Genomic DNA, 19,897 nt, shown 5'->3' with positions numbered 1-19,897 from the left:
CACCGCCTGCCCCGCCTACCCGGCTCTCGCTGGTTTTCCGGGGGAGGGGGGGCCCCCCCCGGGGCTCCGCGCGCCAGGTGCCGGGCGAGCGGGGCCCGCACCGGCCTCAGACCTGCTCCCTGGCCCATCTGAAGCGCTCCAGGCCCTCCGCCAGCGACACCACCGGCTCGGGGTAACCGGTCCGGGAGCGCACCCGGACCGGAAGCTTCCACGGCTCGTGCACGGCACCACCCTCCACGTCCGCCAGTTCCTCCACCCAGCGCCGCACGTAAGCCCCGTCCGGGTCGAACCGCTTGCCCTGGGCGACGGGGTTGAGCACCCGGTTGGGCCGGGTGTCGGTGCCCGTGCCGGCCACCCACTGCCAGTTCAGCTGGTTGTTCGCCACGTCGCCGTCGACCAGCAGGTCCAGGAAGTGCCGGGCGCCCACCCGCCAGTCGACGTACAGCGTCTTGGCCAGGAAACTCGCCGCGAGCAGCCGGCCCCGGTTGTGCATCCAGCCCTCGTGGCGGAGCTGCCGCATCGCCGCGTCCACCAGGGGGTAGCCGGTGCGGCCCCGGCGCCACGCCTCGGCGTCCGCCTCCGCGGCCCCGCCGACGCGCCACCGGTCGCGCCGGGTGCGGTAGTCGCGCGTGGCGGCCTCGGGTCGTGCGGCGAGCAGTTGACGGTGGAAGTCCCGCCAGGCGATCTGCCGTACGAACGCCTCCGCGCCCGCGCCGCCGGCCCCGCGGGCCCGGTGTACCACCTCGACCGGGGACAGCGTGCCGAAATGCAGGTGGGGGGAGAGCCGGGAGGTGGCGTCGCCCGCAAGGTCGTCGTGCCGGTCGGCGTAGGCGTCCACGCCGGAGCGCAGCCACGCGGCGAGCCTGCGCCGTCCCTCCGTCTCGCCCCCCGCGCACAGCCCCGGCGACGCGCCGCTCACGTCGCCGCGCCCGGGCAGCGGGGCGGAACCCACCTGTTCCGGCACGCTGACCGCGCGCGGTACCTCCAGCACGTCCCGCAGGCCCTGCTCGGACCAGCGCCGGTAGTACGGCGTGAACACCGCGAAGTGGTCGGAGGCGGCCGGTGTCACCGCGCCCGGCGCGACGGCGGTGCTCACCGTCTCGTGCACGTACAGGCGCCGCCCGCCGGCCTCCAGGGCCCGGCGCAGCCGCCGTTCGCGCGCGTGGGCGAACGCGCTCACGTCGGCCGCCATGTGCACCTCGCCGGCGTCCGTCTCCCCGGCCGCCCGGCACACCTCCGTCACCGTGTCGCCCTCGCGCAGCACCAGCCGGCCGCCCCGTTCCCTCAGTCCGGCGTCCAGGTCGCGCAGGCAGTCGGCGAGGAACGCGAGCCGGTTCGGTACGGCGAAACCCGCCCTGTCCACGGCGGGGTCGCGCACGAACAGCGGTACCACCCGGCCTCCGCCGCGCAGGGCCGCGCGCAGCGGCGGGTGGTCCCACAGGCGGAGATCGCAGGTGAACACGACGACCGAGGTCTGCATGGGGCTCGCTTCCGTTCGCGGTGAGGTCACTTTCGGATGGTTCCGCCCGGCCGGCCGGTGACGGAAGCGGCGTGCCGCCGATGGTCCCCCGTTCGGGCGGGTTGCGTCCGGGTGGGCCCGTGGCCTCACCGTCCGGTCGCCGAGGACCGCTCACGCCGTCCCCGCACGACCACCGTCACGCGTCCCGCCCACCGCCCCGTGCCGGGGCGTGCGCCGGCGAGTGAGGTCCCCGATCCGGGAAACCGGGAGCATGGAGCCGATCGGCGAAGGGGGCGCGGAACCTGGCCGGCCGATTCGACCGCGGGGCCGGTTCACGCCTGCCCGCCGGCCCGCGTCCGTCCCTCGGGCGGCCCCGCGGTGTCCGTCAGGCGGCTGAGGACTTGAGTCGTGCCCCGAGGGACCGTGAGATCCCGCGCGCCGCGACCTGCACCAGCGGGACGAGGGCGTGCGGGTTCACGGCGTCGGCGTGGGCGACGACCGAGACGGCCGCGACGGCGGTGTTGTCCGGGCCGCACACGGGTGCGGCGACCGACATGGCGTCCATCGTCACCTGCCGGTCGCTGATGGCGACCCCGGTGCGGCGCACTTCCGCGAGAGCGCGACGGACCTCGTCCGGGGTGCAGAGGGTCTTCTCCGTGTGCCGGACGAACGGCCGGGAGAGCACCCGTTCCTGCACCTCACGGGGTGCGTGGGCGAGCAGGACGAGACCGACGCCGGTGGGCGCGAGGTCGAATCGCCCGCCGACGCGGGTGAGGACCGGAACCGCGTCACGGCCGGCCAGGCGCTCCACGTAGACGACGGACAACTCCTCGCGGACGGCGAGCTGCACGTTCTCGCGGGTGATGTGCCCGAGGTCGGAGAGGTACGGCAGGGCGGCCTCGCGCAGGCCGAGGCCCCGTGGGGCGAGCGAGGCGATTTCCCACAACCGCAGTCCGATGCGGTAGCCGCCGTCCGCCTCGCGTTCGAGTGCGCCCCAGCCGACCAGTTCCTTCACCAGCCGGTGGGTGGTGGTGAGGGGCAGGCCGGTGTGGCGGGAGATCTCGGCGAGCCGCAGGACGGGCCGGTCCGCGGCGAAGGCTTCCAGCACCTGCAGAGCCCTGGCGGTCACCGAACAGCTGCCGGTCGGGGCTCGGCCCTGCATGCGGACCTCCTTGTTCGGGTGCGCGCCGCTCCACAGCGGTCTCGGACACGTCACCGCAAAGCTAGGCAGGGTCCTTACCGCCGTCAATGCTCTGGCGAACATTCGGAGCGGTCCTTGCGAGCGGGCTCGACCAGCCCCGGTCGGCGCCGGCCGTCAGAGGTCCAGGACGAGCCTCGGGCACGCCGCGCGGGAGACGCACACCATCATCGTGTCGTGCGCCTCCCGTTCGGCGGGGGTGAGGAGGGAGTCACGGTGATCGACCGTACCTTCGAGCACGGGCGTCTCGCAGGTGCCGCACGTGCCCTCCCGGCAGGAGGAGAGGATCTGCACCCCGGCCTCCTCGACCGCCTGGAGCACGGACTTTCCCGGCGGGACGGTCACCGTGATGCCGGTCCGCGCCAGCTCGGCCTCGAACGCCTCGTCCCGTGCGGGCGCCTGAGGTTCCCTCGGCGTGAACCGCTCGACGTGAAGGGTGCCGGCCGGCCAGTCGACGCACCGCTCCTCGACGGCCTTGATCAGCGGTTCGGGTCCGCAGCAGTAGACGAGCGTGCCGGGGCGCGGTGTCCCCAGGAGCGCGTCGAGGTCGAGCAGCCCGTACACGTCCTCGGACCGGATGCGCACCCGCTCCCCGTACCGCGTGACGAGTGCGTCGCGGAAGGCCATCGACGCGAGCGTGCGCCCACCGTAGGCCAGCTCCCACGCGCATCCCCGCTGTTCGGCCCGCTCCAGCATCGGAACGATCGGGGTGATGCCGATGCCGCCGGCGATGAAGAGGTACTGCTCGGCGTCCTCGAGGGGGAAGTGGTTGCGCGGGCCGCGCACCCGCACCGGATCGCCCTCGGACAGCTTGTCGTGCACGTGCAGGGAACCGCCGCGGCCTTCCTCCTCCCGCAGGACGGCCACGCGCCAAACGTGGGCGTCCTGCGGCGAGGAGCACAGCGAGTACTGCCGTACGAGACCCGGGGCGAGCACCAGGTCGATGTGCGCGCCGGGCGTCCAGGCGGGCAGCGGAGCGGCGTCGGCCCGCCGCAGGTCGAGCGAGACCACGCCGTCGGCCTCGTCCGCGCGGCGGGCCACGACGAGGTCGAGTCCGGCCTCGGGTGTTTCGGTGCTTGGGGGCATCAGGGAGTCCTTGAGTATGCGAGTACGCGGGAGCAGACGAATACGCGGGAGCCGTGGGTACGCGCGAGGACGCGGATACGCGGCTCAGACGCCGACGGGGTGACCGGGACGGGGCGCGGAGGCCGGGGCGGGGGCGGGCCCGCCTCCCGGGTGCCCGTCGGGGTGGGCGAGCAGCCACTCCCACAGTTCCACCGGGTCCTCGGACTCCCGGGACTCCCCGCACCAGCACCAGCCGCCCAGCCGGTCCGTGCCGGGGATCCACACGATCCGGTAGACCGTGTCCCCCGCGGGCGTCGTCGTGGGCCGCGGGCTCATCGGACGCGCGCCGCGGACTCGGTCGCGCCGGCCCCGGCGAGCCGCTTGAGGATGCGGCGGGCGGCCAGGCCACCGGTGTCGATGTTGATGCTGAGCTCCTGCGTCCCGGCCGGCTCGGAGGCGATGACCTGCTCCAGCCTGTTCAGGGCGACGACGTCCTGGAGCACGACGGTGCGGTTGTTCTCGTACAGGAAGTCGGAGACTCCTTGGTCGTCCAGGGCGAAGTCCCGGGCCACGGCCCAGAAGTCGTGGGTGCTGGACTCGGTCTCAGGGGTGATGGCGTAGACGACCTCGACGTGGAAGGCGCCCGGGTCGCTGCCGTCCGCGGCCGGGCCGGGGGCGCCGACGGGGGCGATGCGCGAGTGCAGCAGGTACAGGCAGGGAGCGTGGTACTCGATGTCCTGCCAGCGCGTGATGCGGCCGTCGATGCCGGTGGACCTGGCGTAGAACGGCGGGCAGTCCGCGTCGTCCATGTGGCGGCTGACGTACACGACGCCCGCCTTCTCGTCGACCTCGGTGATGATGGGGGTCTCGGCGACCTCGGGGCTGCCGATGTAGCCGCCGTGCAGGTACGTCTCGTGGGACAGGTCGAGCAGGTTGTCGACGAGGAGGTTGTGACGGGCCGCCAGCGGTTCCATGCCGCTGACGGTGGTGTGGCCGGGTGAGTCCAGCCAGGGGGCGCGGGGGATGCGGGTCTCGTCGGCCTCGTCCTTGTCGCCGATCCACACCCACACGAAGGAGTCCTGCTCCTTGACGGGGTAGGAGGCGAGCCGGGCGGTGCGCGGCACGCGCTGCTGGCCGGGCACCCTCACGCACACGCCGTCGGCTCCGTAGGTGAAGCCGTGGTAGCCGCAGACGACCGTGTCGCCGTCCAGCCGGCTCGGTTTCTCGGAGAGCGGGAAACGGCGGTGTACGCAGCGGTCGGCCATGGCGGTGACCTCGCCCGCCTCGGTACGCCAGAAGAGGATCGGCTCGCCGCAGACGGTTCGGGTGAACAGCTCCCGCCCGATCTCGCTGCCGTAGGCGGCCACGTACCACTGGTTGCGCGCGAATGACGTCGTCGTCATCGTCATCTCCCTCACGTGCGGGCGGACCCCGACGCATCGACGGTTGCGGAGTGGGGACGGTGCCTGGGTTTCCAGGGTGCTGCGGACACGGGCCTGTGAACAGGGCGCCTTCCGCTGACCGGAAGGCCGATGACGAAGCCGTTCAGCGCGGCGCGGTGCCGGGCACGTGCAGGTCCGCCGGACACCTGGTAGACGAAGGACATGCCCGTGTACCGGACAGAAGTGGCGAACAGGGCGGCGAACAGTGTCCCTTGGGCGCCGTAGAACCAGGCGTGCACGATCCCCAGGAGCAACGTGGGAGCGAGGACGCCGACCTGCTCATAGGTGGGCAGCAGGCCGATGAGGGCGGTGGAGACGCCCATCAGCCCCATCGTGAAGGCCAGGGTGTGCCTGCGGCCGATCCGGTCGCCGATGTGGCCGAAGAGCAGGCCGCCGACGGGACGGGCGACGAAGCCCACGGCGAACGTCGCGAACGACAGCATCGTGCCCACGGTGCCGTCGGCCGCGGGGAAGACAGTTTGCCGAAGACCAGTCCCGCGGCGGTGCTGTACAGGAAGAAGTCGTACCACTCCACGGTGGTGCCCAGCAGGCTGGCGAGCACGACCGTCCTCGGTCCGCCCGGACCGGTGGCGCCCGGCTCGTCGGCCCGGGCCCGGGGGAACGCGGCCGGCGCGATCATCGGGCGGCGAACGGGACGTTGCCCGCCTCGACGGTGCGCGGGCCCGCCGGATGCCGCCACAGACCACGCCTCTCCAGTACCGGCAGAACACCTTCCCCGAACCAGTACGCCTCCTCCAGGTGCGGCACGCCGGACAGCACGAACTCCTCGATGCCCAGGCGGTGGTACTCCTCGATCAGGTCGGCGACCTCCGTGTGACTGCCGACCAGTGCCGTGCCCGCCCCGCCGCGGACGAGGCCGATGCCCGCCCACAGGTTCGGGTGGATCTCCAGATTGCCGGTGTCACCGCTGTTGTGCAGCTCGCGCATTCGCCGCTGCCCCTCGGACTCACTGGTCGCCAGGCCCTGTTGCACCGCTCTGATGCGTGCGGGGTCCATGGCGTCGAGCAGCCGCTCCGCCTCGGCCCACGCCTGCGCCGACGTGTCCCGGCTGATGGTGTGCAGACGAATGCCGAAGCGCACCTGCCGGCCCTGAGCGGCGGCCAGCGAGCGTACCCAGTCGATCTTCTGCTTCACCTGCCGCGGCGGCTCGCCCCAGGTCAGGTACACGTCCGTGTACCGCGCCGCCACCTCGCCGGCGGCGGGCGAGGAGCCGCCGAAGTAGATCCGCGGTGCGGGCTCGGGCAACCGGCTCAAGCCGGCACCCTCGACGCGCAGATGCTCACCGTCGTGGTCGACCGTCTCGCCCGCCCACAGTCGCCGCACGATGTCGAGGAACTCCCCGGTGCGGGCGTAGCGCTGGTCCTTGTCGAGGAAGTCGCCGTACGCGCGCTGTTCGGCCGATTCGCCGCCCGTGACCACGTTCAGCAGCAGTCGCCCGTGCGACAGCCGCTGATAGGTCGCGGCCATCTGCGCCGACAGCGTCGGGCCGATCTGCCCGGGACGGAAGGCCACCAGGAACTTCAACCGCTCGGTCACCTGCGTCAGCATGGCCGTGGTCACCCAGGCGTCCTCGCACCACGCGCCCGTCGGGGTGAGTGCGCCGACGAAGCCGAGCTGCTCGGCGGTGCGGGCGATCTGGCCGAGATATCCGATGGAGGCCGGGCGGTCCCCGGCGGCGATGCCGGGCGTGGACCCGTGACCGCCGCCGACGACGTGCCGGCTGTCACCGGTCGTGGGCAGGAACCAATGGAAGGTGAGGGCAGACATGGGAACTCCGAGAGGGGTACCGGGAGCGGCTGCCGGGCACTGCCCTGGCGGGCGTGCCGGCCTTGTGCCGTGGGGGGAGGCGGACGGGAAACGGGGGTTGGCGGCCCCGCGTGGCCTGCCGGGTCGAGGGCTTCGTCGGTGTCGCCGGTGCTGTGCGCGCCGGAGCCGCGCTCGGCCGCGGCGGCACGGGCGGGGCAGGGACCGGGACTCCTAGAGCAGGCCGTGGCGCGGTGGTCTGGTGCCGTCGATCACGTACCGTCCGATGTGCTGGACCTTCCAGCGCGTCGGGTCGTGCAGGGTGTGGGTGCGGGCGTCGCGCCAGTGCCGGTGCAGGTTAAGCGAGTGGAGGGCCGCGCGGGTGCCCGCCACTTCGAACAGGGCGCTCGAGACCTCGACCGCGGCCTGCGCCGCCACCACCTTGGCGGCGGCGACCGCGATGGACGCCGCGGCCGCGGAGTCGTCGGTGAGGTCGTCGCGGGCCGTGTCGACGGTGCGGGCGGCCTCCCGCAGCAGTGCCTCGGCGGCTCTGACCCGGAGGGCGAGTTCGCCGAACCGCTGGACGAGCAGCGGGTCCTCGGCGGCGGTCTCCACCCCGCTCTCGAACCAGGGCCTGCTCTTCGTCCGTACGAACGCGGCCGCCTCGGCGAGGGCCCCCGCGGCCATGCCCGCGTCGATGGCCGCGTGCAGCAACTGGGCGAAAGCGCCGTGCAGTTGCGGACCCTGGAAGGTCAGATGGTGAGGCAGGACCCGGTCGGCGGGCACGGCGACATCCGTGAGGTGGACCGTGCCGCTGGCGGTGGTCCGCTGGCCCATCCCGTCCCAGTCGTCGACGACGCTGAGGCCGGGGGCGTCCCGCGGGACGTACGCCGCGTGCAGGTTGTCGTCCTCGGCGCGGGCCAGCACGGGGATCCAGTGGGCGAACAGGGCGCCGGTGCAGTAGTGCTTGACGCCGTTGAGCAGGTACGAGCCGTCGGGACGGCGCCGCAGCCGGGTGCGGATGTCCTGGACGTGCCTGGTGCCGGCCTCCGACTGGGCGTTGCCGAGGCGGCGCCCGGCGAGCAGTTCGGCGAAGAAGAACTTCCGCTGCTCGGGCGTGCCGTGGCGGCGGATGACGTTGACGTACACGAAGTGGCTCTGCGGGATCTGGGCGATGCTGCCGTCGGCCGTCCCGATCAGGCGGAAGATCTCCGCGAGCGTCTCGGTGCGGACGTCCGCTCCCCCGTGGTCGGCGGGCACGGTGACGGCCAGCAGCCCGGAGGCGGACAGCAGGTCCAGTTCCTGCCGGGGCAGGCGGCGTTCGGCATCGCGCGAGGCGGCCTGCGCCCGGAACTCCTCGGCCAGCTCCGCGGCGACCGCGAGGGCCTCGGCGTCGCCGGCGATCACATGGGCGGTCATGGTGATCAGCCCGCCGCGGCCAGGAGCGGGGCCCGGTCGAGTGCGGCCGAGAAGTGGTCGATCACACGGGTCAGTGCCTCGTCGGCGGCCGGGGCGACGGTGAGGGAGCCGTCGTCGTGCACCGTCAGGTCCTGGTCCAGGGTGAACCACCCCTGGACGATGTGCGGGCCTCCCATGGAATTCAGGACCGGGCGCAGCGCGTAGTCGATGGCCAGGACGTGGGCCGTGCTGCCGCCGGTGGCCAGCGGCAGCACGGTCTTGCCGTTCAGGGCGTACTGCGGCAGCAGGTCGAGGAGCGCCTTGAGCACTCCGGAGTACGCGGCCTTGTAGACCGGTGAGGCGATGACGACGCCGTCGGCGCGGGCGAACAGTCCTATCACCTCGGCGATGGCCGGGTGCCGGAAGTCCGCGCCGAGCAGGGCCTCGGCGGGGATCGTACGGATGTCGAGCGGGACCACGTGGTGGCCGTGGGCGAGGAGCCGCCGGTCCAGGTGGCGCAGCAGACGGTTGGTGCGGGAGGAGGCGGAGGGGCTGCCGGAGACGGACAGAACGGTGGCCATGGGTTCTCTTTCGGGCGGAGGGGGCGCCTCGCTCGGGGAGGCGCCCCGTCGGTGGAGCGGTCAGGAGTACCAGGTGGGTTCGGGCAGTTCGCCTTCCAGGACCCAGCGGCCGACCTCACGCCGCTTGTAGGCGACCGGGTCGTGCAGGGTGTGCGTGCGGACGTTGCGCCAGAAGCGGTCCAGTCCCTCGGAACTCGCCGTGGAGCGGGCCCCGGTGACCTCGAAGATGCGGCTGGTGACCTCCAGGGCGACATCGGTGGCCCGCGCCTTGACCGCCGCCACCCGCACCTCGAACTCACCACGCGTCTTCTCGGTGACGGCGTCCGGGGCGTCGTGCACCGTCTGCCCTTCGGCGGCGACGGCGTCGGCGAGCGCCTCGACCGCCCAGAGCTTGGCGGTGAGGTCGCCATAGGTGTCGATGACGTACGGCTCGTCGACCGCGCGTTCGTGGCCGCCGTGCAGCCACGCACGGGACTTGGTACGGGTGTACGTGGCGGCCGTCTCCAGCGCGCCGCCCGCGATGCCGAGGTAGAGGTTGACGAAGACGAGCTGGATGGTGGGCACGTTGAGGGTGTTGTACACGCGCGGCTGGAACCGCTTGTCCACGTAGCCGGCCGCCGAGGACCACGGCGCGCGGACGCCGTCGAGCGTGACGCTGCCGCTCTCGGTCAGCCGCTGGCCGATGTTGTCCCAGTCGCCGTGGAAGACCAGGCCCACGCTGTCGGAGGGCACGATGGCGAAGACGTGGCGGTCGGTGCCCTCGAAGACGCCTTCCAGGACGGTGACGTCGGAGACCCTGCTGCCGGTGGAGAAGGACTTGCGGCCGGTGAAGACCAGCTCGTCGCCGTCCTCGGTGACGATCACGTCCTTGTCGCGCGGGTTCACCGCGCCGCCGAAGAACCAGCGGTTGCGGGCGGCCTCGGCCTCGACGTGCTCCCACTGTTCGCGGGTGCCGACCAGGCGGGCGGCCCAGTTCCAGAGGTAGTGGTAGCCGAGGAGCTGAGCGATGGAGCCGTCGGCCTTGGCGACCTCGCGGACGACCCGGTAGGCCGTGCGCCAGTCCTGTCCCGCGCCGCCGTGCGCCAGGGGGCCGAGGAGGGTGACCAGGCCGGAGTCCTTCAGCAGTTGCACCTCGGCGTACGGGGTGGCGCCGGCCCGGTCGCGCTCGGCGGCGTCGGCGGCGAGCACCGCGGCCACTTCGGCGGCGCGGGCGATCCAGTCCGCGGCCGTGCGCGGGGCGGGACGGGTGGTCCAGTCGGTGGGCGTGGCAGTGCTCATGCGGGGGTGACCTCTTTCGCGGTGCGGTGCGGAGGGTGGGGGGTCAGGCGTGAGCGGGGACGTGCTCGCCGTCGGCGCCGGGGAGCCGGGCTTCCAGTTCCCGGACGAGGGGCAGCACGCGGCTGCCGAAGTACTCGACCTCCTCGTGGTAGTGGAGGAAGCCGAGCAGGAAGAGGTCGACGCCGAGCTTCTTGTAGGCGACGATGCGCTCGGCGATCTGCTCGGGGGTGCCGATCAGGCCCGTCCGGAAACCGTCGTTGTACTGCACGAGGTCCTCGAAGGAGGAGTCCTGCCACATGCCCTTGCCGTCCGCGGTGGACTGTCCGGCCTGTTTGACCGCGGCGCCGAAGCCCTCGACGGCCTCGGTGTCGGCGTGGGCGACGATCTCGCGCAAGGTCTCGCGGGCCTCGTGCTCGGTGTCGCGGGCGATGAGGAAGCCGTTGAGCCCGAACTTCGGTGCGGGACGTCCCGCCTCGGCCGCGGACGCGCGGACGTCGTCGATCTGCTCGACCACTCCGTCGAAGTCCTTGCCGTTGGAGAAGTACCAGTCGGACACCCGGCCCGCCATGCGCCGGGCGGCGGTGGAGTTGCCGCCCTGGAAGATCTCCGGATGCGGCCGGCCGGTGGTGCGCAGGGGCTTGGGCTTGAGGGAGAAGTCGCGCAACCGGTAGAAGTCACCGGCCAGTTCGGCGTGGTCCTCGGTCCAGACGCGGCGCAGCGCGGTGATGAACTCCTCGGCGCGCCGGTACCGTTCGTCGTGCTCCAGCCAGGGTTCGCCGAGGGCGGTGAACTCGTCCTTGAACCAGCCGCTGACCACGTTGACGGCGAAGCGGCCGTGGGACAGGTGGTCCGCGGTGGCGCCGAGCTTGGCCAGGACGCCGGGGTGCCACAGTCCCGGGTGGACGGCGGCGATGACCTTCAGGCGCTCGGTGGCCAGCAGCAGGGCCAGGCTGAAACTGGTGGATTCGTGCTGGTACTCGGCGCCGTAGCTCGCCATGTAGCGAACCTGGCTGAGGGCGTACTCGAAGCCGTTGTTCTCGGCGAGGACGGCGAGTTCGCGATTGTAGTCGTACCCCCAGTCGGTGCGCTGTTCGATCGTGCTGGTGACCAGTCCGCCGCTGACATTGGGGACCCAATAGGCGAACTTCACGGGCTGTGCGGACATGCGGAACTCCTGTTGCGGAATGTGCGGTGTTTCCCTGACGCCGAATCGCACAGGGCGTGCTGGAACCCTGAATTCAGGCGATGCGGTGAATACGCGGCACGCGACCGTGTGACGACGGGCGTGGCGTGGGAGAAGGGCAGCCGGTGAATCAGGCCGCGGTGCGACAGGAGGCGCTGGAGACGCGGGCGAGGTCGACATGGCGTCGCCGCGTGAGGTCCAGTCGCATCTTCATGCCGACGATGCTGGCAGCAGCCGGGGGGAACCGTCAAGGTAAACCCGACCGGTTTCGCAGCGCGGACCACCGGAATTAACGAGGGTGTGACAGGAAAACCCTTGAACGGGTCCCGGAACACGCCGCACGCTGCGAGCGTGCGAACAGAACAACTGGAGTACATAGCGGCCGTCGTCCGGCTCGGTTCGCTGCGCCGTGCCGCCGAGGAAATGCGCCTGTCCCAACCGGCTCTGAGCGAGACGGTGCGCAATCTGGAACGGGAACTCGGAGTCGATCTGCTGGAGCGCAAACGGACCGGGGCCGCGATGAGCGCCGCGGGCCGGGAACTGCTGCCCCACGTCCTCGGCGTGCTGGAGGCGGTCGACAGGCTCAGGGCGGCGGCGGGCGAGCAGCACCGCATCAGCCGGATGGTGCGCGTCGGCACGGTCAACGCGGCGACGGTACCGCTGCTCATTCCGGTGGTGCGTGCCTTCCGCGCCACCCACCCGGTCACCCAGGTCGAGGTGGTCGGCGCGCAGCAGTCGGACATACACCGGACCCTGTCGGAGGGCGGTTTCGACCTCGGTCTGGTCAACCATCTGGAGGGGGACGACATACCCGCCGAATTCGAGTCCACCGAGCTGCTGCGGGGCCGGCCGGTGGTGTGCGTCCGGCCGGACAGCCCGCTCGCCTCACGCCCGGTGGTGACGGTGCAGGACCTGGTCACCGAGCCGTTGATCGCGATGCGCACCGGTTATGTGATGCATCGCTACGTGCATCGGCTGCTGGACGGTCGCGCGGCGTCCTTCGCGTACTCGACCGACGGTGCCGAGATGGGCAAGCTGATGGTCGCCGAGGGCCTGGGGGTGACGGTGCTGCCGGACTTCAGCGTGTGCGGGGACCCACTGGAGCGGGAGGGCCTGATCACGTACCGGCCGATCGCCGCGGATACGACGGGGGTGCTGCTGATGCTGCAGCGCCGCAAAGCGGAGTCACAGCCGCAGGCGGCCCGGGACCTGCACGAAGTGTTCGTGCGGACGGCCCGGGAACTGGGCGGGACGCTCACCGGCGCCGGTCCCCGACCGTGCGCGTCCGGGTCTTCGCCGCACTGATCGCACCGCGAGTGCCGGAGGCTCGCGCGGCACCGGCCGGGGGCGGCCGATCCGCGGTACCACGCCGGCCGGCCGCTTCCCACACGCCCGGGTCACCGGTGACCATGGCCTTGCGGTCGGTGACGCACGGCATCGGGACCATGCCCGTCGCACATGAGCGGCCGCTGCCCGACGCGGATCCGCTCCGACGGCGTCGACCCCGGTGTCTCTCCGTGCATACGCGCGCACCCCCGCCGGGTGGGCGGGGGTGCGGGAAGCGTGGGTGCTGTCGGCTCAGTACCAGCCGTTGGCCTGCCAGAAGTTCCAGGCCTTGACGGGGCTGCCGTAGCGGGAGTTCATGTAGTCCAGGCCCCACTTGATCTGGGTGGCGGGGTTGGTCTTCCAGTCGCCGCCGGCGGAGGCCATCTTGGAGGCGGGCAGTGCCTGGACGAGGCCGTAGGCGCCGGAGGAGCTGTTGGTGGCGTGGGGGTTCCAGCCGCTCTCGTGGGAGACGATCTTGCTGAAGGCGTTGAACTGCGCGGCGTCCGGGATCATCTTGTGCGCGATCGCCTGGGCGGAGGAGGCCTGGGCCGGGGCGGCGTGAGCCGGGGCGGCGGTGAGTGCCATGCCGGCGGTGGCGGCGGCCAGGGCGGCGGTGGTGAGGGCCTTCTTCGGGGAAGCGATGCGGCGGATGATGGAGACGGTCACGGAGTACCTCTTGCGTCGGGGACGGGGGTGTCGCTCGCATGGGGTGGGCCATGTGGAGTGGTCCGCATGCGTCGGCGCCGCGGCCCGCTGTGGGCTCGTGGCGCCTGGCGACGTCATCCAGATAAGCAGCCCCGGGAGGTGCCCGCAATGACCCCCTTTACTAGTTGTGGCCGGATCGGGCGAGAATGCCGGGAATGTGGCGTGCGTCTCAATCCGCAGGTCAGAGGGGGTGCGGGAAGAGGTAAATCGGGCGAAAGGTGCTACGGCGTGGGGTCGTAGGTGACGTGGGTCATGTGGGGTCCTTCACCGGCCCGCGCACACCCCGCGCCCGGATCCTCGCGCAGGGTCACCGTCCGGGACCCTCGAATGTGGCCGCGGTCTCGAAGGCGGCCCGCCGGGTCACCCGGCGCAGCGCCCGCCTCGCCACGGACCCGAGCGGAACGCGCGGAGACTCGTACCCCTCCCCTCGCTCCCGTTTCCCGTTCCGGTAGGAGCTTTGCCGTTCATGGTTGCGGAGACGGGGTCATGCCATAGAGTGCGGCCACCGATCCACGGCAACGGGGAGGGGGGACCCCAGATGTCGATCGTCCGGCAGCTCGCGCCCGGTCAGAAGGCCGGCCTGCGCCGGCGCCTCACACTCCTGATCCTCATCGTCGTCGTCGCCGGCAGCCCCTGGGCGCAGCGGCCGCTCCTGGACTTCTACACACGGAAGTTCTACATCGAACGATCCGAGACCGACCTGCTGCGCTGGGTGACGCAGGCCGCCTTCTCCCCGGGGTGGGACGTGTCCGCCGACCGGTACGCCGGCACGGAGGGGCTGGTCGCGAACGACCTGAGCGTCCTGGTGCTGCTCGCGACCCTCGTGCTCCTCGTCTCGTGGCTGTCGGCCCGCCGCGGACCCGGATGGGGCGGCTGTCTCATGGTGGGCGTGCTGACCGCGCTGCTCGCCAACTTCGCCGGGCTGGGCCTGCTCGTGGCCCTCGTCGACGACGCACCGCTGCCACCGGCCGACACAGTCGCGGTGGGTCTGGCCCGCAGTTCCTTGATCTTCGGCCTCGCGCTCGGCGTGCTGCTGGCGCTCCTGTTCGCCGGGCCGTCACGCGGACCCGCTCCGAGACGCACCGGCGCCCGGCCGGGGCGACGGCACCACGCGGAAGGGAGACCATTCGTGACGACCGCACCGCTCAACATGCCGGTCGGCCGCGAACCGGGGGACGTCACCCGGTACCTGTGCGCCGCGGCCTACGTGGATGAACGCTTCGCCGACCGGGTGGTGGAGGACGTACTGGCGGACGAGGCCGGCGCCGTGGCCCCCTCCCCCGGCGTCGACCTGGAGGCGGTGGCGCGGCACTGCCTGGCGGCCCAGGACCTCCGGCACGGCCGCGACCTGCGCCTGACGGCGGCCTTCGGGGTCGTCGCGCTGCTCGCGCCCGTGTGGCTCGTCGGCGTCACGGTGATCCTCTCGGCCGTCCGGCAGACCGGCGGGCGGCCGAGCCTGGCGACCCGCGGGCGGCACCAGCCCGAGGGCTGGACTCTGCTGCGCCTGGGGATCACGGCCGGCGTGGTCACCCTCCTCTCCCTCACCTGCGCGATCGCCTTCTCCTCCCTGCCGGTCGACGGCTTCTGGGGGTGGCTGCTGGGCACCTATCTGGCCGGTGTACCGGCCGTACTCGCCTCGCTCGGCGCCGCGGCCTTCGCCTACGTCACGGTCGTCCGGCACGACCTCGACGTCGACCGCCTGCTGCGCACCACCCTGACCCGGAAGACCTTCAGCGGGCAGCCCGCCGACGCGGCGCACCGGCCGCAGTGGGTCGCCGACCGGATGGAGGCCGTCAAGGAGGCACGGGACGGCAACGTCACCGTGTACAGCGGATACGCCCCCTTCGTCGGCTACACGGCGACCAGCTCGCAGTGGTCCCTCGCGGTGCCGCTGCTGCCCGCCGAGGACACCGTCGGCCTCCGGGCACGCCCCGCCGCGCCGCGGCCGTTCACGACCGCCGACATCGTCGGTCACCTCCGCGAACGGTTCCGGTCGGTCGCGGCGCGGGGAGCCGACGGCGCGGTCCCCACGGCGGAAGAGGAGGCCCTCGCCTCCCTCACGGTCGAGGACCGGGTCTTCGTGAACGGCACCACTCTCGGCACCGACGACCGGTTCACCAGCACCACGGCACTGGCCCCGGTCACCCGACTCTCCGCGGAGACCGTCGAGAAGATCATGCTCCGGCCGACCGGCACGGTCCGCCACTGTCTCGCGGTCCACGTGCCCATGTGGGGCGGTGACGTGGTGCCGAGCACCTTCCTGCACCTGGCGACCGTGGGCAGAACGCTCCACCTCCACATCGATCACCACGTCGTCGGCCCCGTGCGTGCCGCCTACCACGTCGTGGACCGCCTCGACGGCCCCCTCTCCGCCGCCGCCAAACGCGGCCTGCTGGTGAACGCCGTGCTCCACACCGGCCCGGCCCTGATGTCCGCGCCCTTCCGCGCACTGCGCCACGCCCGCTTCGAGGCCCGCCACCTCAAGCGGATGTCCGACGAGCTGACCGCCATCGAGCAGGACCCGCTCTACGACTACGGCGCCCGGGTCAGCGTCCGGGAACTGGCACTCAGCCCCGACTACCACAACTACTTCCAGGTCCTGGACGCCCAGCGGATCACCTCACTGGTCGAGCGGCACACCTTCGCCGCCGTCCGCGAGTTCCTCGACTCCCACGGCTACGACACCACCGACTTCCGCGTCCAGCAGCAGACCATCCTCAACCAGGGCCTCATCCAGCAGGGCGGCACGAGCATCATCGGCAACCAGGCGATCGGCGCGGGCGCGACCGCCACCCAGAACTTCCCGAAGCAGGCCGGCACGTCCGCCCCCGGCGCCGCCGGCGTCCCCGGCCAGTAGGAGGTCCCGTCATGCGTGACGACCACGGGCGGCGAGAGCCTCCCGTCAACCACGGGCTCGTCGTCAACGGCGGCACCCACTACGTGGGCAACCAGGCGGTGGGACAAGGCGCCCAGGCGATCTCCGGCCCGGTCTCCTTCCCGCCGCCGGACGCCGCGCAGGCCGGCAGGACGGCGGAACTCCTCGCGCGGGTCGAGGGGTTGCTGCGGGAACACCGGGCGCTGCTCGCCGACCCGGAGGCCACCACCAGGGAGCTGCGCCGCCTGCGGGAGGAACTGGACGAGCCGGAACCGCAGCCCACGGTCCTGCGCCGGGCCCTGGACCGCCTCACCGCGTTCGTCCAGCCGGTGGCCCCGCTCGTGACCGCGGTGGGACAGCTCGCGCAGTCGGTGCAGGGACTCCCCCTGCCCTGAGTCATCGATATCGTTTATTCAGGGAGAGCCAGGGCACGCGTGAAACACAGCGACAATGAGTCAAAGCACCTGGAGGCTTGTTCCATGACCGCCAACGAGAAGGCCAAGGCGAAGACCGAGCAGGCAAAGGGCAAGGCCAAGGAAGCCGCGGGAAGCGCCCTGGGGAATGACCGCATGGCCGCCGAGGGACAGGCGGAAAAGAGCACGGGAGACGCTCGTGAGGCCAAGGAAAAGGCCAAGGACGCCTTCAAGCACTGACCATGTCTCCTTTTTCGAAGGGCTTTCCGGGCGCGTGCGCCGGGAAAGCCCTTCGCGGTATTCCGCCGCACCGGTGTGCGTCTCACGGCGGCCTACCGGATCCGGGCCGTGGGAGCAGCGCGCCGGTCCCCCCGCCCGGGTCGTGAGCGGTCACGCTACCTTTGGCCGAATGCAACCACAGCGACCTTCCGCCACCCTCGCCCCCGCCCCGACGTCCTACGAGCGGTCCGGCACTCGCACGAGAACGGTGGTGCTCTCCCTCGTGGCCGGGCTCGTGCTCGGTGCCGCGGGCACGGGCGCCGCATGGGCGATGAGCACCGGCTCCAACCCCCCTGCTGCCGAGGGGACCCCGGCAGCGGACGCACGTGCCGCGTGCGAGGCACTCGACGGGTTCGACGCGGGGAAGTACACGAAGAAGGGCCCGGACGGCGAGATCGCCTTCCATCGCTATGCGGCAGCCGGGGCGCTTTCCGCGTCGGCGGCGGCGGGCGACGCGCAGTACAAGGAGCTCGCCCAGACCATTCGCCGCTCACAGGACCGCCACGCCCGGGTGTTCGAGTTCGACGCGACCGTGAAGAAGGATCTGGACCAGGCTCGCGAGATCTGCCGCGGCCTGTAGCCCGGCCGCCCTCCGGCCGGCGGGGGCGTGGGTGATTCCACCGTCAGCGCCCGATCCGCACTCGGTCCGGGGCGGGTGGCCCGTTCGGCGCACCGCCGGGCCGAGTGGGAGGGCCGGCAGGTGGGCAGGACATCTTCGTCGGACGCGTATCCGCGCTTGGCTGCGGGCCGGGTGGGATCGGACGGGCCATCGTCGCCAACCCCTCCGAACAGCGCACCGAGTGGTGGGTGCGGGGGATCCTCTGCGAACACGTACGAGTGCCGGCCGATCGGATGAAACTGCCCAGGAGGAAGCCGCGGATGAGTGCAGACGAGCGGTCCGGTCCGTCGGCGGATGAGCGGTTGGCCGAGCCGGCGCCCGGGACGCCGGACGAGGATTCGGATCGTTCATCCCCTCCCCGAAGCCGTCTGCGTCATGGGATTCAAACCCTTCGCGTCCTCTTCGGCACCACCACACGAGGCGTGGTATCCGTCGCCACCTCGATCGCGGTAGTGGCCGGAGCGATCGTCAGTGTGCAGGCCCTGCTGCCCGCGCCCCCGCCGGACCGTGTGGTCCGCATCGACGCGCCCGCTGGTGGGCCCGTGCCTCGCTGCGTCAACATCTCCGGTGTGGGAGTACCCGGCGACGGGCGCCACCTGTGGATCAGCGTACGGGTGGACGGCGAGTACATCCTTCTCGAACCGGTGCGCCAGGACAGCACCGAGGGCGCGGGGCGGTGGAGCGCCGACTCCATCACCGTAGGGCCGGCTGAAGGCGCGGGCGCCACCTACCTGATCGCCGTAGTGGAGGTGGCACCGGCTTTGCACAAGTCCCTCACGCGCCTCACCGTCGACGGCCGGCCCGACAACCTGTGGCGCATCGGTTTCCCGGCCCTTCCCACGGGTGCCTCCGTCAAGGCGGAGAAGACCGTCGAGCGCAATGTCAGTGACCGGGCCTCGTGTTGACACGCTTCCGTCCGCCCCGGTGCGCCCGGCTCGGTTCGCGGTCCGGGGTCGTGGTGGCCGACCGGATCACTCCGTTATGGGCAGGCACTCGGCGAGCAGGTCGACGACGTCACGCCAAGCTCGCCGCGCGTGCCGCGGGTGGTAGCCGACGCCGGGGCGCACGGTGTGGTCGACCGGTGGGTGATGGAAGGCGTGCAGGGCGCCGCCGTAGACCACGAGGCGCCAGTCGACGCCCGCGGCCTGCATCTCGGCGGTGAACGCGTCTCGTTGCGCGGCCGGCATGATCGGGTCTTCCGACCCGACCCCGGCCCACACCGGGCAGCGGATGTTCGCCGCCTTGCCCGGTCGGCCCGTGGTCAGTGCGTTGACTGTCGCGATCGCGCGCAGGTCGACGCCGTCGCGCCCGAGTTCCAGCGCGATGGCGCCCCCGGTGCCGTAGCCGACGGCGGCGATCCGGTCCGGGTCGGTCCGCGGCTCGGCGCGGAGCACGTCGAGCGCCGCGTGGCCGATGCCTCGCATCCGGTCGGGGTCGGCGAGCAGCGGCATGCACCGGGCCAGCATGTCCTCGGGGTCGCCCAGATAGCGCCCGCCGTGGAGGTCGAAGGCCAGCGCCACGTATCCCAGCTCGGCGAGGGCATCGGCCCGGCGGCGCTCGACGTCGCTGAGCCCCACCCCCTCGGGCCCGACCAGGACCGCGGGTCGGCGGTCGGCACCGGCCGGGAGCGCGAGGTGTCCGATCATGGTCAGGCCGTCGGCCGCGTATTCGATCGTGCGCGTGGTAACCGTCGTCATGAGCCTGGACTGTAGTGATCGTCGAGCCCGGTCGGGCCGGTGTTCTGCCGCCGGCAGAAGGCAGGGCTCCGGCGTGTTCCGGAGCCACCCCGTCAGCGGTTCGGTGCCCGGACGCCGGGCACCCGCCGGTCAGGCGTAGTGCCGGTAGACGGCCTGGGCGACGCAGGCGGGCTTGGCGGTGCCCTCGACCTCGACGGTGAAGGTGAGCCGCATCTGCACGCCGTCGCCCTTGACGTCCTCCACGGAGTCGACGACGCCGTGCAGGCGGATCTTGGCGCCGACGGGCACGGGGTTGGGGAACCTGACCTTCTCCAGGCCGTAGTTGACGCTCATGGAGATGCCGCCGATCTCCAGCAGCTCGTTGAAGAGCGGGATGATCAGGGACAGGGTGAGGTAGCCGTGGGCGATGGGTCCGCCGAAGGGGCCGGCCTTGGCGCGCTCTGGGTCGGTGTGGATCCACTGGTGGTCGTCCGTGGCGTCGGCGAAGGTGTTCACCCGGTCCTGGGTGATCTCCCGCCAGTCGGTGCGGCCGAGGTCGGTGCCGGCCAGGGACTTCAGCTCGTCGAGACCGTGGGCGGTGGTGGGCATGGGAGGGGTCCTTTCAGTCTTCGCGGT

The 19,897-nt window shown here is 72.0% G+C and carries 21 protein-coding genes; 6 read left to right on the top strand and 15 right to left on the bottom strand.

Annotation, left to right across the window (positions count from 1 at the left end):
- Positions 1-106 precede the first annotated feature (106 nt).
- From ACZ4W9_RS08750 to ACZ4W9_RS08695, 12 genes are all read right to left on the bottom strand, one after another.
- The gene (locus ACZ4W9_RS08750) at positions 107-1,480 is read right to left on the bottom strand and encodes a cryptochrome/photolyase family protein (protein ID WP_467934203.1); all 1,374 of its coding nucleotides are present in this window, start codon (positions 1,478-1,480) and stop codon (positions 107-109) included.
- Positions 1,481-1,844: 364 nt separating this feature from the next.
- Entirely contained in the window at positions 1,845-2,621 is a 777-nt protein-coding gene (locus ACZ4W9_RS08745; protein WP_467934170.1) for an IclR family transcriptional regulator, read from the bottom strand.
- Between the two features lie 153 nt (positions 2,622-2,774).
- Complete coding sequence (locus ACZ4W9_RS08740; RefSeq protein WP_467934168.1) at positions 2,775-3,743, bottom strand: PDR/VanB family oxidoreductase; 969 nt, start codon at positions 3,741-3,743, stop codon at positions 2,775-2,777.
- Positions 3,744-3,827: 84 nt separating this feature from the next.
- Positions 3,828-4,058, bottom strand: a complete 231-nt coding sequence (locus tag ACZ4W9_RS08735; RefSeq protein WP_467934167.1) for a hypothetical protein — start codon at positions 4,056-4,058, stop codon at positions 3,828-3,830.
- Complete coding sequence (locus ACZ4W9_RS08730; RefSeq protein ID WP_467934166.1) at positions 4,055-5,125, bottom strand: Rieske 2Fe-2S domain-containing protein; 1,071 nt, start codon at positions 5,123-5,125, stop codon at positions 4,055-4,057. Before ACZ4W9_RS08730 ends, ACZ4W9_RS08735 begins: the two co-directional genes overlap by 4 nt.
- Before the next feature lie 11 nt (positions 5,126-5,136).
- Positions 5,137-5,607 (bottom strand): hypothetical protein, encoded by a 471-nt coding sequence (locus ACZ4W9_RS08725; protein ID WP_467934164.1) that lies wholly within the window; start codon positions 5,605-5,607, stop codon positions 5,137-5,139.
- 193 nt (positions 5,608-5,800) lie between these two features.
- Positions 5,801-6,952 carry an LLM class flavin-dependent oxidoreductase gene (locus ACZ4W9_RS08720; protein ID WP_467934163.1) on the bottom strand — a complete coding sequence of 384 codons (1,152 nt, stop codon included), beginning with the start codon at positions 6,950-6,952 and terminating at the stop codon, positions 5,801-5,803.
- Positions 6,953-7,162: 210 nt separating this feature from the next.
- On the bottom strand, positions 7,163-8,347 hold the full coding sequence (locus tag ACZ4W9_RS08715; RefSeq protein ID WP_467934162.1) for an SfnB family sulfur acquisition oxidoreductase: 1,185 nt from the start codon (positions 8,345-8,347) through the stop codon (positions 7,163-7,165).
- 5 nt (positions 8,348-8,352) lie between these two features.
- Positions 8,353-8,907 (bottom strand): NADPH-dependent FMN reductase, encoded by a 555-nt coding sequence (gene ssuE / locus ACZ4W9_RS08710; protein ID WP_467934160.1) that lies wholly within the window; start codon positions 8,905-8,907, stop codon positions 8,353-8,355.
- Positions 8,908-8,967: 60 nt separating this feature from the next.
- Complete coding sequence (locus tag ACZ4W9_RS08705; RefSeq protein ID WP_467934159.1) at positions 8,968-10,185, bottom strand: acyl-CoA dehydrogenase family protein; 1,218 nt, start codon at positions 10,183-10,185, stop codon at positions 8,968-8,970.
- 43 nt (positions 10,186-10,228) lie between these two features.
- Entirely contained in the window at positions 10,229-11,350 is a 1,122-nt protein-coding gene (gene sfnG / locus ACZ4W9_RS08700; RefSeq protein ID WP_467934158.1) for a dimethylsulfone monooxygenase SfnG, read from the bottom strand.
- 148 nt (positions 11,351-11,498) lie between these two features.
- Positions 11,499-11,576, bottom strand: coding sequence for a putative leader peptide (locus tag ACZ4W9_RS08695; RefSeq protein ID WP_355726404.1), 78 nt, complete (start codon positions 11,574-11,576; stop codon positions 11,499-11,501).
- 143 nt (positions 11,577-11,719) lie between these two features.
- Between ACZ4W9_RS08695 and ACZ4W9_RS08690 the strand changes: the two genes are divergently transcribed.
- The gene (locus ACZ4W9_RS08690; protein ID WP_467934156.1) at positions 11,720-12,673 is read left to right on the top strand and encodes a LysR family transcriptional regulator; all 954 of its coding nucleotides are present in this window, start codon (positions 11,720-11,722) and stop codon (positions 12,671-12,673) included.
- A 273-nt stretch (positions 12,674-12,946) separates the two neighbouring features.
- Here ACZ4W9_RS08690 and ACZ4W9_RS08685 read toward each other — a convergent pair whose 3' ends face one another.
- The gene (locus ACZ4W9_RS08685; RefSeq protein WP_467934155.1) at positions 12,947-13,360 is read right to left on the bottom strand and encodes a lytic transglycosylase domain-containing protein; all 414 of its coding nucleotides are present in this window, start codon (positions 13,358-13,360) and stop codon (positions 12,947-12,949) included.
- A 577-nt stretch (positions 13,361-13,937) separates the two neighbouring features.
- Between ACZ4W9_RS08685 and ACZ4W9_RS08680 the strand changes: the two genes are divergently transcribed.
- The 5 genes from ACZ4W9_RS08680 (at position 13,938) to ACZ4W9_RS08660 (ending at position 18,490) form a co-directional block, all read left to right on the top strand.
- A complete protein-coding gene (locus ACZ4W9_RS08680; protein WP_467934153.1) occupies positions 13,938-16,256 on the top strand; it encodes a hypothetical protein in 2,319 nt (772 codons plus the stop codon).
- Between the two features lie 11 nt (positions 16,257-16,267).
- A complete protein-coding gene (locus ACZ4W9_RS08675) occupies positions 16,268-16,669 on the top strand; it encodes a DUF5955 family protein (RefSeq protein WP_467934152.1) in 402 nt (133 codons plus the stop codon).
- Between the two features lie 84 nt (positions 16,670-16,753).
- Complete coding sequence (locus tag ACZ4W9_RS08670; protein ID WP_467934150.1) at positions 16,754-16,927, top strand: CsbD family protein; 174 nt, start codon at positions 16,754-16,756, stop codon at positions 16,925-16,927.
- Positions 16,928-17,096: 169 nt separating this feature from the next.
- Positions 17,097-17,546, top strand: a complete 450-nt coding sequence (locus ACZ4W9_RS08665) for a hypothetical protein (protein ID WP_467934149.1) — start codon at positions 17,097-17,099, stop codon at positions 17,544-17,546.
- 299 nt (positions 17,547-17,845) lie between these two features.
- Entirely contained in the window at positions 17,846-18,490 is a 645-nt protein-coding gene (locus ACZ4W9_RS08660) for a hypothetical protein (protein ID WP_467934148.1), read from the top strand.
- A gap of 66 nt (positions 18,491-18,556) precedes the next feature.
- On the opposite strand, the gene ACZ4W9_RS08655 is transcribed toward ACZ4W9_RS08660, so the two are convergent.
- Positions 18,557-19,282, bottom strand: coding sequence for a dienelactone hydrolase family protein (locus ACZ4W9_RS08655; protein WP_467934146.1), 726 nt, complete (start codon positions 19,280-19,282; stop codon positions 18,557-18,559).
- Between the two features lie 129 nt (positions 19,283-19,411).
- Entirely contained in the window at positions 19,412-19,870 is a 459-nt protein-coding gene (locus ACZ4W9_RS08650; RefSeq protein ID WP_467934145.1) for a MaoC family dehydratase, read from the bottom strand.
- Positions 19,871-19,897: the final 27 nt, after the last annotated feature.

Source organism: Streptomyces sp. NPDC029296, from assembly GCF_055569255.1.
Note: the sequence above shows the minus strand (reverse complement) of the source record. Positions and strands in the feature narration are given on the sequence as shown.

Bases quoted from the DNA above. Each gene is read 5' to 3' on its own strand.
- ACZ4W9_RS08675 (WP_467934152.1), top strand. From the start codon at position 16,268: ATGCGTGACGACCACGGGCGGCGAGAGCCTCCCGTCAACCACGGGCTC.
- ACZ4W9_RS08695 (WP_355726404.1), bottom strand. From the start codon at position 11,576: ATGCGACTGGACCTCACGCGGCGACGCCATGTCGACCTCGCCCGCGTC.
- ACZ4W9_RS08660 (WP_467934148.1), top strand. From the start codon at position 17,846: ATGAGTGCAGACGAGCGGTCCGGTCCGTCGGCGGATGAGCGGTTGGCC.
- ACZ4W9_RS08720 (WP_467934163.1), bottom strand. From the start codon at position 6,952: ATGTCTGCCCTCACCTTCCATTGGTTCCTGCCCACGACCGGTGACAGC.
- ACZ4W9_RS08730 (WP_467934166.1), bottom strand. From the start codon at position 5,125: ATGACGACGACGTCATTCGCGCGCAACCAGTGGTACGTGGCCGCCTAC.
- ACZ4W9_RS08735 (WP_467934167.1), bottom strand. From the start codon at position 4,058: ATGAGCCCGCGGCCCACGACGACGCCCGCGGGGGACACGGTCTACCGG.
- ACZ4W9_RS08665 (WP_467934149.1), top strand. From the start codon at position 17,097: ATGCAACCACAGCGACCTTCCGCCACCCTCGCCCCCGCCCCGACGTCC.
- ACZ4W9_RS08655 (WP_467934146.1), bottom strand. From the start codon at position 19,282: ATGACGACGGTTACCACGCGCACGATCGAATACGCGGCCGACGGCCTG.
- ACZ4W9_RS08725 (WP_467934164.1), bottom strand. From the start codon at position 5,607: ATGCTGTCGTTCGCGACGTTCGCCGTGGGCTTCGTCGCCCGTCCCGTC.
- ACZ4W9_RS08750 (WP_467934203.1), bottom strand. From the start codon at position 1,480: ATGCAGACCTCGGTCGTCGTGTTCACCTGCGATCTCCGCCTGTGGGAC.
- ACZ4W9_RS08670 (WP_467934150.1), top strand. From the start codon at position 16,754: ATGACCGCCAACGAGAAGGCCAAGGCGAAGACCGAGCAGGCAAAGGGC.
- ACZ4W9_RS08705 (WP_467934159.1), bottom strand. From the start codon at position 10,185: ATGAGCACTGCCACGCCCACCGACTGGACCACCCGTCCCGCCCCGCGC.
- sfnG (WP_467934158.1), bottom strand. From the start codon at position 11,350: ATGTCCGCACAGCCCGTGAAGTTCGCCTATTGGGTCCCCAATGTCAGC.
- ACZ4W9_RS08650 (WP_467934145.1), bottom strand. From the start codon at position 19,870: ATGCCCACCACCGCCCACGGTCTCGACGAGCTGAAGTCCCTGGCCGGC.
- ACZ4W9_RS08715 (WP_467934162.1), bottom strand. From the start codon at position 8,347: ATGACCGCCCATGTGATCGCCGGCGACGCCGAGGCCCTCGCGGTCGCC.
- ACZ4W9_RS08740 (WP_467934168.1), bottom strand. From the start codon at position 3,743: ATGCCCCCAAGCACCGAAACACCCGAGGCCGGACTCGACCTCGTCGTG.
- ACZ4W9_RS08680 (WP_467934153.1), top strand. From the start codon at position 13,938: ATGTCGATCGTCCGGCAGCTCGCGCCCGGTCAGAAGGCCGGCCTGCGC.
- ssuE (WP_467934160.1), bottom strand. From the start codon at position 8,907: ATGGCCACCGTTCTGTCCGTCTCCGGCAGCCCCTCCGCCTCCTCCCGC.
- ACZ4W9_RS08745 (WP_467934170.1), bottom strand. From the start codon at position 2,621: ATGCAGGGCCGAGCCCCGACCGGCAGCTGTTCGGTGACCGCCAGGGCT.